Annotated in this window: 14 protein-coding genes; 6 read left to right on the top strand and 8 right to left on the bottom strand. The window is 58.2% G+C overall.

What is annotated here, in order from left to right; translation table 11 throughout:
- Nucleotides 1-55: 55 nt before the first annotated feature.
- The gene (locus AN476_RS03915) at nt 56-871 is read right to left on the bottom strand and encodes a M48 family metallopeptidase (protein ID WP_054459657.1); all 816 of its coding nucleotides are present in this window, start codon (nt 869-871) and stop codon (nt 56-58) included.
- A gap of 192 nt (nt 872-1,063) precedes the next feature.
- Between AN476_RS03915 and AN476_RS03920 the strand changes: the two genes are divergently transcribed.
- The 5 genes from AN476_RS03920 to AN476_RS03940 all read left to right on the top strand — a co-directional run bounded on the left by AN476_RS03920 (nt 1,064) and on the right by AN476_RS03940 (nt 5,193).
- Entirely contained in the window at nt 1,064-1,939 is an 876-nt protein-coding gene (locus tag AN476_RS03920) for a TIGR01459 family HAD-type hydrolase (protein WP_054459658.1), read from the top strand.
- A 236-nt stretch (nt 1,940-2,175) separates the two neighbouring features.
- Nucleotides 2,176-2,619 carry a MaoC family dehydratase gene (locus AN476_RS03925; protein WP_054459734.1) on the top strand — a complete coding sequence of 148 codons (444 nt, stop codon included), beginning with the start codon at nt 2,176-2,178 and terminating at the stop codon, nt 2,617-2,619.
- A gap of 98 nt (nt 2,620-2,717) precedes the next feature.
- Nucleotides 2,718-3,677 (top strand): bifunctional riboflavin kinase/FAD synthetase, encoded by a 960-nt coding sequence (locus AN476_RS03930; protein WP_054459659.1) that lies wholly within the window; start codon nt 2,718-2,720, stop codon nt 3,675-3,677.
- A complete protein-coding gene (locus tag AN476_RS03935) occupies nt 3,674-4,144 on the top strand; it encodes a YcgN family cysteine cluster protein (protein ID WP_054459660.1) in 471 nt (156 codons plus the stop codon). The genes AN476_RS03930 and AN476_RS03935 overlap by 4 nt, the downstream gene beginning before the upstream one ends.
- A complete protein-coding gene (locus AN476_RS03940) occupies nt 4,144-5,193 on the top strand; it encodes a low specificity L-threonine aldolase (RefSeq protein WP_054459661.1) in 1,050 nt (349 codons plus the stop codon). Before AN476_RS03935 ends, AN476_RS03940 begins: the two co-directional genes overlap by 1 nt.
- Before the next feature lie 95 nt (nt 5,194-5,288).
- On the opposite strand, the gene AN476_RS03945 is transcribed toward AN476_RS03940, so the two are convergent.
- Together AN476_RS03945 and AN476_RS03950 are read right to left on the bottom strand one after the other, a co-directional pair.
- On the bottom strand, nt 5,289-6,089 hold the full coding sequence (locus tag AN476_RS03945) for an alpha/beta fold hydrolase (RefSeq protein ID WP_371257291.1): 801 nt from the start codon (nt 6,087-6,089) through the stop codon (nt 5,289-5,291).
- A gap of 78 nt (nt 6,090-6,167) precedes the next feature.
- On the bottom strand, nt 6,168-6,761 hold the full coding sequence (locus tag AN476_RS03950; RefSeq protein WP_054459663.1) for a 2-hydroxychromene-2-carboxylate isomerase: 594 nt from the start codon (nt 6,759-6,761) through the stop codon (nt 6,168-6,170).
- Between the two features lie 107 nt (nt 6,762-6,868).
- Here AN476_RS03950 and AN476_RS03955 point away from each other — a divergent pair, with 107 nt between their 5' ends.
- A complete protein-coding gene (locus AN476_RS03955; RefSeq protein WP_054459664.1) occupies nt 6,869-7,891 on the top strand; it encodes a ribose-phosphate pyrophosphokinase in 1,023 nt (340 codons plus the stop codon).
- A gap of 279 nt (nt 7,892-8,170) precedes the next feature.
- Here the strand turns inward: AN476_RS03955 and AN476_RS03960 are convergent, their stop codons facing one another.
- From AN476_RS03960 to AN476_RS03980, 5 genes are all read right to left on the bottom strand, one after another.
- A complete protein-coding gene (locus AN476_RS03960) occupies nt 8,171-8,824 on the bottom strand; it encodes a hypothetical protein (RefSeq protein ID WP_054459665.1) in 654 nt (217 codons plus the stop codon).
- A 501-nt stretch (nt 8,825-9,325) separates the two neighbouring features.
- Nucleotides 9,326-9,679, bottom strand: coding sequence for an H-type lectin domain-containing protein (locus AN476_RS03965; protein ID WP_054459666.1), 354 nt, complete (start codon nt 9,677-9,679; stop codon nt 9,326-9,328).
- 168 nt (nt 9,680-9,847) lie between these two features.
- Nucleotides 9,848-10,261, bottom strand: coding sequence for a F0F1 ATP synthase subunit epsilon (locus tag AN476_RS03970; protein WP_054459667.1), 414 nt, complete (start codon nt 10,259-10,261; stop codon nt 9,848-9,850).
- 11 nt (nt 10,262-10,272) lie between these two features.
- Entirely contained in the window at nt 10,273-11,697 is a 1,425-nt protein-coding gene (gene atpD / locus AN476_RS03975) for a F0F1 ATP synthase subunit beta (RefSeq protein WP_054459668.1), read from the bottom strand.
- A 21-nt stretch (nt 11,698-11,718) separates the two neighbouring features.
- Nucleotides 11,719-12,597: a F0F1 ATP synthase subunit gamma gene (locus tag AN476_RS03980; protein WP_054459669.1), complete on the bottom strand. Its 879-nt coding sequence runs from the start codon at nt 12,595-12,597 to the stop codon at nt 11,719-11,721.
- Nucleotides 12,598-12,608: the final 11 nt, after the last annotated feature.

Raw genomic sequence — 12,608 nt, forward strand, 5'->3', positions numbered from 1 at the left:
GAAACAACAAAGGGCGCCCTCGGGCGCCCTTTCTCTTTGATCGTTTTGGCGGCGGTCACTCTACCCGCTGCAAGCCAACATTTGCTTCGATTTGATCCGCTGTGGCCAAAACAGTTGCCAGCCGTTTGGCATCCGGCGGATGTGTGCCCCAAAAGGACAGCTTCCCGGCGGTGGTGCGTGCGTCCTCGGGCTTGGCAAAGTATTTGGCGCCTTCCACCGCATCATAGCCAGCGGCATCGGCAATACGGGTACCCAATGTGTCGCTTTCCAGCTCAAAGCTCTGGGAATAGGCATAGGTGCCGACGGCAGCGCCGATCCCGACCCCAGCTTCCACAATCCCACTGTCAAAAACACCGGAATCAGCGGTCACTGCCCCAGCAATCACCCCGACGATAAGCGCGCCAGCAATGGCCTGTTGCTTTTGTTTTTCCGTGTGTTTGCCAATCAGATGCCCATATTCATGTCCCAAGACAAAGGCCAGCTCATCGTCGTTTCTGGTGTCTTTGACCAGAGGCAAGGAGACGCGGATGATTGGCTGGCCTTCGCGATAAGTGAAATAGGCGTTGCGGTCTTCCATCTGGCGATCAATGGCAATGTCGACCGCGCAATTGCTGCCCGCTGTGTCCTTGGTCAGGGTTTCACAATAGCTGCGCCCAACCGGTTCAATCCGTGCTGCCACACGCCGAAACCGTCGTTCGGCGGCCGCGTTCGACAGGTTTGCCCTGGCCGGTTCTGCTGAAGCTTGTGCAAAGATATGCGACGCCTGAGCCGTCTGATCTGGGCTAATTTCGGGCAACTGGTAGGTGGTACCACAGGCAGTCACCCCAAAGCACAGCCCCAGAGTGGCGATCTTTAAAGTCAGGTTTTTCATCAATTTACCTCTTGAGAATCTCGGAATTGATGACCCGTTCACGGTACAGCGTCAAGTTTTTCCCTGGGTCAGTCCACAACCCTAGATTGGCATTTGGGCCTTGCCGCCACAGCTCAGCAAGAGAGACTGGCCAAATCCCCCCCAGTTTGGCATAGCAGCAGGTAACTCGCTTCCCGTCTCAAAGGTCAGCCCATGTCCCAGATCATCCAATCCCTGTCCGAGGTCTCCGACCGGTATCGCGCGCTGTTTGTCGATCTGTGGGGCTGCGTCCACAACGGGATCACCGCCTACCCCGAGGCTGTTGCCGCGCTACAGGCTTACCGCCAGCGCGGCGGCATCGTGGTCCTGGTCACCAATTCGCCAAAGCCACGCGCGGGCGTCGCCGCCCAGCTGACACAGTTTGGTGTGCCCGATGACGCCTATGACACCATCGCCACCTCGGGCGATTCTGCGCGCTCGGCCATGTTTACCGGCGCCGTTGGCAACAAGGTCTATTTCATGGGCGAATGGCAGCGCGATGCCGGCTTTTTTGAGCCGCTTCACGTCATCCATGATCCGGTTGAAATCACCCGTGTTCCCCTGGCCGAGGCCGAGGGCATCGTCTGCTGCGGACCCTTTGACACCATGGCCGATCCGGATGTGAACCGGGCCGATTTCCTGTTCGCCAAGCAAAAGGGCATGAAACTGCTCTGCGCCAACCCAGACATCATTGTCGACCGGGGGGAAACCCGGGAATGGTGCGCTGGCGCCCTGGCGCGGCTCTATACCGAAATGGGCGGCGAGAGCCTCTATTTTGGCAAGCCCCATCCACCGATCTATGATCTGGCCCGCCGCCGCCTGGCCGAACTGGGCAACGACATCGCTGATGGCGATATTCTGGCAATCGGGGACGGCCCGCACACAGATATCGCCGGCGCTATGGGCGAGGGGATCGATTCCCTCTTCATCACCGGTGGACTGGCAGCCAGTGAGACAAAAACATCGGTCCAGCCAGACGCAGAGGCGCTTGCAGAATACCTCGCCCAGGAAGGATCGGCTCCCACCTTTAGCATCGGCTTCCTGCGCTAGGGTAATTTTTTAATACTTTCAACACATTGAAAGAAAATCAAACACCGGCACCAGATCCATCTGTGCCGGTGTTTTTGTGCCCAACGCCAGGGTGCGCGTGAATTTCAATCACAGAATTCCCTTTAGAAACCTCTTGATTTTCTGCACCTGCAAAGTAATAAAGTTGCCAGAACTCGAGCGCTAGAGCTCGAAAATTTCTTGCCAGCCTCGAAAGGGGAGATCTGATGGAGGATCAAATGTTGGACAACATGCCACGCGGAACCATCTGCATCGAAGACATCGAAATGGGTATGACGCGCTATGTCCGCAAGGTGATCACCGACGAGGACATCGAAATGTTCAGCCAGGTCTCCACCGATCGCAACCCGGTGCATCTGGATGACGATTACGCCCAGGATACCATTTTCCAGGGCCGTATCGCCCATGGCATGCTGACGGCTGGCCTGATCTCTGCCGTCATTGGTGAGCAGCTGCCCGGTCACGGCACCATCTACATGAGCCAATCGCTGAAATTCCTCGCGCCGGTCCGCCCTGGTGATCTGGTGCTGGCAGAGGTCGAAGTGACCGATATCGTCATCGACAAGCGCCGGGTTAAATTGGATTGCCGCTGCATGGTGGATGGCAAAAAGGTTTTGGTTGGCGAAGCCATGGTCATGGCCCCCTCGCGCAAGTTCGACTAGCCTCCTTTCGGGACCATACAGGAGGTGGATCCTGCCTCCTGCAAACTTCCGCAACGCCGAGACTTGCAAGCCCCTGTGCGGAGCGCTAGGCAGGCGGTATGCGCATCATCCGAGACTATCAATTTGTAGAAGAGCAAGACCGTGGCGCCAGCGTCGCGATCGGCAACTTTGACGGCGTCCACCGTGGCCACCAGTCGGTCATCGACCTGGCCCGTGCGGCTGCCCCCGCGGCCCCGCTGGGCGTCATGACCTTTGAACCGCACCCACGCGCCTTCTTTGCACCCGACGCCCCCCCTTTTCGCCTGATGTCGCCCGAGGCCCGCGCCTCGCGATTGGAAAAGCTGGGGGTTGAACGGCTCTATCAGCTGAACTTCAATGCCGCCCTCTCCGGCCTCCCCCCCGAAGACTTTGCCCGCAAAGTCATATCGGAGGGCCTGGGTCTGGCCCATGTGGTGGTCGGCGCCGACTTCTGCTTTGGCAAGGGACGCAGTGGCACCGCCGAGGATCTCCAACGTTTTGGCGCCGAGATGGGGTTTGGCGTCACCATTGCGCCCCTGATGGAACATTCCGACGATACGGTGTCCTCCACCGCCATCCGCACAGCGCTCAGCCAAGGGCGCCCCCGTGATGCCGCGGCCATGCTCAGCCATTGGCACCGGATTGAAGGCGAGGTCATCGGCGGCGAGCAGCGCGGCCGGGATCTGGGCTTTCCCACCGCCAATATGTCCATCGACGGGCTGCATCCGCCGGCCTTTGGCGTCTATGCAGTGCTGGTGGATGTGCTGGATGGGCCTCATCAAGGCAGCTACCAAGGCGCGGCTTCTGTTGGGGTTCGCCCCATGTTTGACGGCTCCCACCCCAATATCGAAACCTTCTTGTTTGATTTCACCGGCAATCTCTATGGGGCCACCCTCTCGGTCGCCCTGGTGGACTATCTGCGCCCCGAGATGAAATTCGACGGGCTGGAAGCCCTGATCGCCCAGATGAATGCCGATTGCGACCGCGCCCGGGATATTCTCGCGGCTGAAGAACAAGCGCCAGAACGGACCCGGACATGAGCGATGGCATCGACCGCAAAGGCCTGTCGCCCCGGTTCTGGGAAAAAAAGCCGCTCGACAAACTCAATCAACAGGAATGGGAAGCCCTCTGTGATGGCTGTGGCAAATGTTGCCTCAACAAGCTGGAAGATGAGGACAGCGGTGAAGTCGCCCTGACCCGCGTGGCCTGCCGCCTGCTCGACGACCAGACCTGCCACTGCGCCCATTATCAAAACCGCCACCAGTTCATCCCCGAATGTATCGTGTTGAAACCCGACAACCTGGACAGTCACGCCTATTGGATGCCGCAGACCTGTGCTTACCGCCTGCTCTGGGAGGGCAAGCCCCTGCCCCAGTGGCACCCCCTGCTGACCGGCGACCCAAACAGCCCCCATGCCGCCGGCGTGACTGTACGCGGCTGGACGGTTTCTGAATTTGACACCCCCGAAGAAGACTGGGAAGACCATATCATCGAGGAGCCTATCTGATGTTTTTTGCCTCTGACAATTCCGGCCCAGTGCCGCCGCAGGTATTGGCCGCTCTGGCAGAGGCCAACGCAGGCTATGCCATGGGCTATGGTGCCGATGCCGAAATGGAAGAGGTGACCAGACGCATTCGCGACATCTTTGAGGCCCCTGAGGCAGCTGTCTTTCTGGTGGCCACGGGGACAGCCGCAAATGTGCTGGCGCTTTCGACGCTCTGCCAGCCCTTTGAAACCATCTTTTGCACTCCCACGGCCCATATCCACGAGGATGAGTGCAACGCGCCGGAATTCTACACCGGCGGCGCCAAGCTGACCCTGGTCCCCGGCGCGCCCGGTTTTGACGACAAAATGACGCCAGACGCCCTGCGCGCCACCATCGCCAAAGAGGAAACCCGCGGCGTCCATGGCCCCCAACGCGGCCCGGTCTCGCTCACCCAGGTGACCGAACGCGGCACCCTCTACAGCCTGGCCGAGCTGCAAGAGCTGTCAGCCGTGACCGCCGAATTCGGCCTGCCCCTGCATATGGATGGCGCCCGCTTTGCCAATGCCATGGTGGCGCTGGACTGCACCCCGGCGGAAATGACCTGGAAGAGCGGCATTGATGCGCTCTCCTTCGGCGGCACCAAGAACGGCCTTCTCGGGGTAGAGGCCGTCATTTTCTTTGATCCCCAAAAGGCCTGGGAGTTCGAGCTGCGGCGCAAACGCGGCGGCCACCTCTTCTCCAAACATCGCTATCTCTCCGCCCAGATGCTGGCCTATCTCACCGATGAGTTGTGGCGCGATAACGCGATCAAGGCCAATCAGAACTGCGCCTATCTCGCTGAAGGTCTGCGCCGCGCCGATGCCCCTTTCCTGCATGAGCCCCAGGCCAATATGATCTTTGCCACCCTGCCCCGCGCCTCCCATCAGCGCCTGTTTGATGCAGGGGCCGCTTACCACCTCTGGGATGGCCCTTTAGAGGGGGACCCCAATGAGAAAGTCGCCGCGCGTTTTGTTTGCGACTGGGCAATTGGCCGGGACCAGATCGATCAGTTTCTGGCTCTGATTACCTGAGCCGCCCAGAACCCCAGCACCTCTCCCCCGGCTTTCACCTTTCCCAAAATATTCCGGGGGGCTGGGCCCGATAGGGCGCAGGGGGGCAGCGCCCCCTATTCCTTTCCACCCCAGAACTGGTCCAGAATTTTCGCGGTCACCCCAGCATGGGTAATGGGCAGCATATGCCCCGCCTCTGGCACCACCCGCGTGTTCGCCCGCGGCATGCGTCGCGCCAACCCTTCGTTGATCAGTGACATGACCGGCTGGCTGGCACCTCCACTCAATAACAAAACAGGCATAGCCACCGGATCCAGCGCGCCGGGCTTCAACAGGCCTTTGTCATCCAGATAGAGCGCTTCAAAACTCATTGGCACAGCTTTCATTCCGCGCACCATGGAGGCCCGTGCCTGCTCCGGCATATCCGCCCATTTCGGCTTACCTGTGCCCCACATGCGATTGAACAGGCGCGTGGCCTGCTCAACCTCACCAGCGCGCAATAGATCATTAAACGGCGCTTCCTCTTCTTCCAGGGCCGCTTGCAATTCCGGCGCTTCCAACCGGGTCACGGCAAACAGAACCGGCTCAATCAGCACCAAGCTTCGGATCTTATCAGGGCGGGCCTGCGCCATACGCAGCGCCACCGTCGCGCCAAAGGAATGACCGATCAGATCGACCGCGCTTGCTTCGCTGTCTAGCAAAGCCAGACCGGCCTCGACGTTACGGGTCTGAAAATCGCCGCGCCCGTCCCAATCCGGGCTGCGCCCATGGGACAACATGTCAAACCCCCTGAGGGTGACCTCATCTTTCAGAATATCGCCCAGCCCGCGCCAGGCACCTGAATGCGCAAGCGAGCAATGTACAGCCAAGACCCGGCGCGGCCCCGCTCCAAATGTGCGGGAAAAAACTGCGCTCAAACTGCCATCCTTCATTTCTCACCCTTTTTCCCCGGCCCGCCTCGTGGGCCAACAGTGCCTGCGCTATTCTGACCGGATTTACCCCGCCAGATGCTGCTCCAGATCTTCGATCCTGTCTTGGCCCCAGAACCGTGCCCCATCATCCGTGACATAGAACGGCGCGCCAAAGACACCCGCCTTGACCGCATCCTCGAGGTTTTGCGCATATTTCTCCGCGCCGGCCAGGAGCCCGCTATCCGCCAGTGCGACGTCAAAGCCGGCGCTCTCGAGGCAGGACTTGATCACATCGTCCTGAGCAATATCGCGCTCCTCGGCCCAGACCGCCCGCAGCAGCCCATGCACCAAGGCCCCCACATCACCACCGCCAGCGCTCTGCGCCGCGAGGATCGCATAGGAAGAGGGCGCGGCATTGGTCGGCCAATGCGCTGGTTTCAGGTTCATCTCCATACCCAGTTTTGTCGCCTGCCGTTCCAGTTCGATCAAGCGATACTCCTGCCGCGAGACGTGACGTTCCTTGGGAGAGGTGCCGCCGGTGCGGCCAAACAGCGCCATGATATCCAGCGGTTTGTAGTTAATCTGGGCATTCTGTCGCGTCGCCACAGCTTCCAACCGGGTTCCGGCCAGGTATGCATAGGGGGACAGCGTCGAAAAGTAGTAATCAATGGTGGCCATTTTTGGTTTTCTCCCGCTTAGAACTAGGCTGAAAGCTACGCACATGTTAAGCGGTGAGCAAGATCACGAATCTGTCACATAGCCATTGCTGCCGGGGATATCAGCCAATGCCGACCTTGAACGAACCCAAGCTTATCGCTGGGAACGCAAACCTCCCGCTCGCCAACTCCATTGCCCGCCGTATGAGCATGCACCGCGGTGTCGACCAAGGTCTGGTTGATGCCCGCGTTGAACGCTTCAACGACGGCGAGATCTTTGTCGAGGTCTACGAGAACGTGCGCGGCGAGGATATGTTTATCATCCAGCCGACCTCCAATCCGGCAAATGACAACCTGATGGAGCTCTTGATCATCTCCGATGCTCTGCGCCGCTCCTCCGCGCAACGTATTACTGCGGTGATCCCCTACTTTGGCTATGCCCGCCAGGACCGCCGCACCAAGGCCCGCACGCCGATCTCCTCAAAGCTGGTGGCCAATATGCTGACCGGTGCAGGGATCGAGCGCGTCCTGACCATGGATCTGCATGCCGCTCAGATCCAGGGCTTCTTTGATATTCCGGTGGACAACCTCTATGCCTCACCGATCTTTGCACTGGATGTGAAAAACCAGTTCAAGGGCCAGATGGATGAGCTGATGGTGGTCTCCCCCGATGTGGGAGGCGTTGCCCGCGCCCGCGAGCTAGCCAAACGCATCAACGCACCGCTGTCGATCGTCGACAAACGCCGTGAAAAAGCCGGCGAAGTGGCTGAGATGACCGTCATCGGCAATGTTCAGGACAAGATCTGCCTGATCATCGACGATATGTGCGACACAGCCGGCACCCTATGCAAGGCCGCGCAGGTGCTGCTGGACAATGGCGCCAAAGAGGTCCACGCTTATATCACCCACGGCGTGATGAGCGGCCCAGCGGTTGAGCGCGTCTCCAACTCGGTGATGAAATCGTTGGTGCTGACCGATTCCATTCAGCCCACCGAAGAGATCCTCAACACCCCCAATATCCGTGTGCTGCCCACCGCACCGCTGTTCACCCAGGCGATCCTGAATATCTGGCACGGCACCTCAGTGTCCTCGCTGTTTGAGGACAAGACCTTGGTGCCAATCTACGAGTCTCTCTACTCAAACGGCGTTTAGCCCGGTTCAGACCCATCACAAAGGCCCCGCGCAGCACTCTGCCGGGGCCTTTTTGTGTCCAGATTGGTGGCAATGCCGCAGGGGCACAGCTTTCACTTCAAGTCAGCAATGAGCCCAAAAATACCGATGCTGCGCCAAGCATGAAGGTCTGGTTTATTTAAGAAGTAGCCAAAAACCAACATTTTGGCAGGGAGGTTTTGACCTAAGTTTTTTGCACGCGACTCTAACCGTAGCCAGTGCTCGCTGTTTCTACAGAACAACGAACCGTGCAACAGGCCGTCACGATAGAGTATCAAAAGGGAACGCAGCATTCGGGAAGACTTCGGCTGCCTTTCGAACTCTATCGAATATCAATCTATCATCTTCTTCGTGATGCGCTCGGCAAAGGTAGAACGCCCCAAACGGCGTTTCGGAAAAGATCAACCAATGACCCGAAGTCAGGTTATTGCGCCTCCCTCGATTGGTGATCCCTTGGATGACTGCAAGGTTGGCTAATTTTCCAGCGAGATGCTCATCAAAAACACCACCAGCGTGATCTGCGGATAACCCATCGAATTTCTTTTCAAACCACCTCTGATCTGCTTCGCGCAGTAAGTTATGCGCGAAGTCTCCAAGACCTTGTGGAACAGTGTGAGCTTTCCATAAACCTTTCAAAGGCGGTTTCTGGAATTGACCTGGCTTTCTCGGCCCTTTTGGCCAGTCGACAAAATTGGTCTCACGGTGTCTTTGTATGAGCACGATTAAATCTAAGATGGCAAAGATTCCCGTAGATTGGCTTTGCTCTGTTAGTTGATCTATCAGTAAAGGACTGCAAAAAAGTTCCACGCCTGAATAGCGCAATTGCTCGCAAATGTAACGCCTCGCATCTTGAGTTTTTTTAGAGGGTTGCAATAAGCTCGGTGCCTCTGGTGTTACCGCTGAAACCTTCAGCATGTGCTAAACAATGGTGTGGGGGGACGGACTCGCACCGCCCCCTCGCGGTCTACCGGCTCAGGCTTTGGGCACTAAACTATCATCTTGCAGATGGCGTGGCTGCTCACCCAACTAGGCCCACAGAACCGCGAGAGCATTCACACCAGTTTTAAACGTTGCTTCCATGAAACCCTCCTTTAGCACTTTAAGGCTGAACAACCAATCAATGCAGGCCCAGAGGGTGAACAGACACGCCCCAACATCTCCAATAGCGATACCCAAAGTCGTTAACGCCGACCTCTGAATCTCTCGTCGAAAATAGGGTTGAAATGCTGATACTTCAAGTGAAGAAGTCGCCACCGCTTATGCATAAACGACCGTATTTGATTACCTGTTTTTCCTAAAGCTGTCATTGGCGCAGCCGCAGCGAAATGGCGCATTGTCCGCTTAGCTGACGCTGGCGATAACACAAGCCCTCAGAGACAGCCGAGTGGGTTTACGCAGGCCCCAAAACCGCGAACCTCAATCCACATCATCCCAATCATCGTCAAAGGGCAGCTCGCCCATGGCAATCCAGGCGGCGCGCAGGCGGGCGATGCGGCTGTCGCCCCAGGTGCGGAACACCACTTCAAAACCTGTTGTGGTGATGTTCTCCGCCACCAATTCGGCTCGGATGGCAGCATTGGTGTCCATATCCCAGAGCGAGATCGAGACCTGCACGGCAGGCGGGCGACGATAGGCCTCTTTGAAACGCACCAGTTTGCGGCGCTCACGAGCGCCCTCCCCGGTCCACATGCTGCCACCACTGTCGAACTCGGAGAACAGCACCAGATCGCCCTGATCCACGCCGGTACGGGGGTTGCGTAGTCTCTGCATTACTCGTCGTTCCAAATCATCTTGCTAGCCCTGTCCCGCTGAAAACTTAGCTGGAAAACACAGGTTACACCGCAAAGGCTAAAAGATTCAAAAAAGAAAACCGGCCCCCTCGATCAAAGGGGCCGGCCTATTCATGAAAGGTCACACCAGGCGTACGCACAGGGGCCTTTACAGGCTCATGTGGGTGCCCAGGGCCTCCATGTCCGCCAGGAGTTTGGCAGCTTCCTCGACGATGTCGTGGGGCTGCTCGTCTTCCTGAGCGGTCTTGTACATGGTGCGAGCCTCTTCGATCAGCTCGTCCAGATGGGCACGGGTCATCTCATCCATTGGGATTGCTTTTTCAGCCAGGACCGAGAGAGCCTCGGCGCTGATTTCAGCAAAACCGCCAGTAACCACATACTCCGAGTTGCCTTGCGAGCTTTCAACCCGCAGGACACCCGGACGCAGGGTGGTGATGGTGGGTGCATGCATCGGCATCGCCGTCATGTCACCCTCCGCGCCGGGGATCTGCACCGCGTTCACCTGGAGCGAAGCAAGGCTGCGCTCCGGGCTAACGAGGTCAAATTGCATGGTATCAGCCATCAGGGCCCTCCTTAGGCCGCTTCAGCAGCCATTTTCTCGGCTTTTGCGATCACTTCGTCGATGCCGCCAACCATGTAGAAGGCGCCTTCGGGGAGGTGATCGTATTCGCCAGCCACAACGGCTTTGAACGATGCGATGGTGTCTTCCAGAGGTACCTGAACACCGTCGGAACCGGTGAAGACCTTCGCAACGTCGAACGGCTGGGACAGGAAGCGTTCGATCTTACGCGCACGGGCCACGGCCAGTTTGTCGTCTTCGGACAGTTCGTCCATACCGAGAATTGCGATGATGTCCTGCAGCGACTTGTAACGCTGAAGGATCTGCTGAACGTCGGTGGCAACCTTGTAGTGCTCGTCACCGATAACCAGTGGATCCAGCAGACGCGATGTCGAACCCAGGGGGTCAACCGCAGGGTAGATACCTTTTTCCGAGATCGCACGATCCAGAACGGTGGTCGCATCCAGGTGCGCAAACGAGGTCGCAGGCGCAGGGTCAGTAAGGTCATCCGCAGGAACGTAAACGGCCTGAACCGAAGTAATCGAACCGTTTTTGGTCGAGGAGATCCGCTCCTGCATCGCACCCATGTCGGTGGCCAGGGTTGGCTGGTAGCCCACCGCCGAAGGAATACGACCCAATAGAGCCGAAACCTCGGAACCCGCCTGAGTAAAGCGGAAGATGTTGTCGACGAAGAACAGAACGTCAGAACCGGTATCGTCACGGAACTGTTCCGCCAGGGTCAGACCCGACAGAGCAACCCGCATACGCGCACCGGGAGGCTCGTTCATCTGGCCGTAGACCAGCGCAATTTTCGAGTCGACCAGGTTATCAGGAACGATAACGCCGGATTCGATCATCTCGTGGTAAAGGTCGTTGCCTTCACGGGTCCGCTCACCAACACCGGCGAACACGGACACACCCGAGTGCACCTTCGCGATGTTGTTGATCAGTTCCATGATCAGAACGGTTTTACCAACGCCGGCACCGCCGAACAGACCAATTTTACCACCCTTGGTGTAGGGGGCCAGCAGGTCGATAACCTTGATGCCGGTGGTCAGGATCTCGGTTGCGGTGGACTGCTCGTCAAAAGCAGGCGCATCGCCGTGGATCGGACGGGTGTCGGTTGCGTCTACGTCGCCTTTTTCGTCAACGGGCTCGCCGATAACGTTGAGGATACGACCCAGGGTGGCGTTGCCAACTGGAACCGCGATGGGCGCGCCGGTGTCGGTCACGTCCTGGCCGCGAACCAGACCTTCGGTTGCGTCCATAGCGATGGTACGAACGGTGTTCTCACCCAGGTGCTGGGCAACTTCGAGAACCAGTTTCTTACCATTGTTGTCGGTGATTACAGCATTGAGGATTTCCGGCAGGGCATCCTCGAACTGCACGTCCACAACGGCGCCAATCACCTGCGTGATTTTGCCTTTTGCGTTTGCCATGTGTTTGTCTCCGGTTGTCTCTTAGAGCGCCTCAGCGCCCGAAATGATTTCAATCAGCTCGTTGGTGATGACGGCCTGACGCGAGCGGTTGAACTCGATTGTCAGCTTGTCGATCATCTCACCAGCGTTACGGGTGGCGTTGTCCATCGCGCTCATCCGGGCACCCTGTTCGGATGCACCATTTTCCAGCAGCGCCGAGAAGATCTGGGTCGCAACGCCACGGGGCAGCAGGTCAGCCAGAATGGCCTCTTCGCTGGGCTCGTAGTCGTAAACGGCCGAGGTGCTTGCTTCAGCTTCACCGCCCTCGTAGGAGGCCGGAATGATCTGCTGCGCTTGCGGTTTCTGGGTCACAACATTGACGAACTCCGCATAGAAGATCGTTGCAACGTCGAACTCACCGGCGTCAAAGCGGGTCAGGATGTCCTTGGCAATGCCCTGTGCATTGGCATAGCCGATGCGCTTGACTTCGCTCAGGTCCACATGGCCGATGAAATCATCGCCCAAGTCACGACGCAGCGCGTCGCGACCTTTTTTGCCAACGGTCAAAACCTTGACCGTCTTGCCAGCAGCCTTCAGCTCGCTCGCCTTTTGGCGCGCCAGCTTGGAGATGTTGCTGTTGAAGCCGCCGCACAGCCCCCGCTCGGAGGTCATGACGACAAGCAGCTGAACCTGGTCGCTGCCGGTGCCGCGAAGCAGCTTAGGCGCTGAATCGCTGCCACCAACCGAAGCCGCCAGCCCTGCCATCACAGCGTTGAAGCGCTGGGTGTAGGGACGGGAGTCTTCGGCAGCTTCCTGGGCGCGGCGAAGTTTCGCCGCGGCCACCATTTGCATGGCCTTAGTGATCTTACGAGTGCTTTTGACACTCGCGATCCTGTTTTTCAGGTCCTTGAGATTTGGCATTGCCCTATCCC

This window comes from Phaeobacter sp. 11ANDIMAR09, from assembly GCF_001294455.1.
Taxonomy (GTDB): domain Bacteria; phylum Pseudomonadota; class Alphaproteobacteria; order Rhodobacterales; family Rhodobacteraceae; genus Pseudophaeobacter.

Bases quoted from the DNA above. Each gene is read 5' to 3' on its own strand.
- AN476_RS03915 (WP_054459657.1), bottom strand. From the start codon at position 871: ATGAAAAACCTGACTTTAAAGATCGCCACTCTGGGGCTGTGCTTTGGG.
- AN476_RS03920 (WP_054459658.1), top strand. From the start codon at position 1,064: ATGTCCCAGATCATCCAATCCCTGTCCGAGGTCTCCGACCGGTATCGC.
- AN476_RS03925 (WP_054459734.1), top strand. From the start codon at position 2,176: ATGTTGGACAACATGCCACGCGGAACCATCTGCATCGAAGACATCGAA.
- AN476_RS03930 (WP_054459659.1), top strand. From the start codon at position 2,718: ATGCGCATCATCCGAGACTATCAATTTGTAGAAGAGCAAGACCGTGGC.
- AN476_RS03935 (WP_054459660.1), top strand. From the start codon at position 3,674: ATGAGCGATGGCATCGACCGCAAAGGCCTGTCGCCCCGGTTCTGGGAA.
- AN476_RS03940 (WP_054459661.1), top strand. From the start codon at position 4,144: ATGTTTTTTGCCTCTGACAATTCCGGCCCAGTGCCGCCGCAGGTATTG.
- AN476_RS03950 (WP_054459663.1), bottom strand. From the start codon at position 6,761: ATGGCCACCATTGATTACTACTTTTCGACGCTGTCCCCCTATGCATAC.
- AN476_RS03955 (WP_054459664.1), top strand. From the start codon at position 6,869: ATGCCGACCTTGAACGAACCCAAGCTTATCGCTGGGAACGCAAACCTC.
- AN476_RS03960 (WP_054459665.1), bottom strand. From the start codon at position 8,824: ATGCTGAAGGTTTCAGCGGTAACACCAGAGGCACCGAGCTTATTGCAA.
- AN476_RS03965 (WP_054459666.1), bottom strand. From the start codon at position 9,679: ATGCAGAGACTACGCAACCCCCGTACCGGCGTGGATCAGGGCGATCTG.
- AN476_RS03970 (WP_054459667.1), bottom strand. From the start codon at position 10,261: ATGGCTGATACCATGCAATTTGACCTCGTTAGCCCGGAGCGCAGCCTT.
- atpD (WP_054459668.1), bottom strand. From the start codon at position 11,697: ATGGCAAACGCAAAAGGCAAAATCACGCAGGTGATTGGCGCCGTTGTG.
- AN476_RS03980 (WP_054459669.1), bottom strand. From the start codon at position 12,597: ATGCCAAATCTCAAGGACCTGAAAAACAGGATCGCGAGTGTCAAAAGC.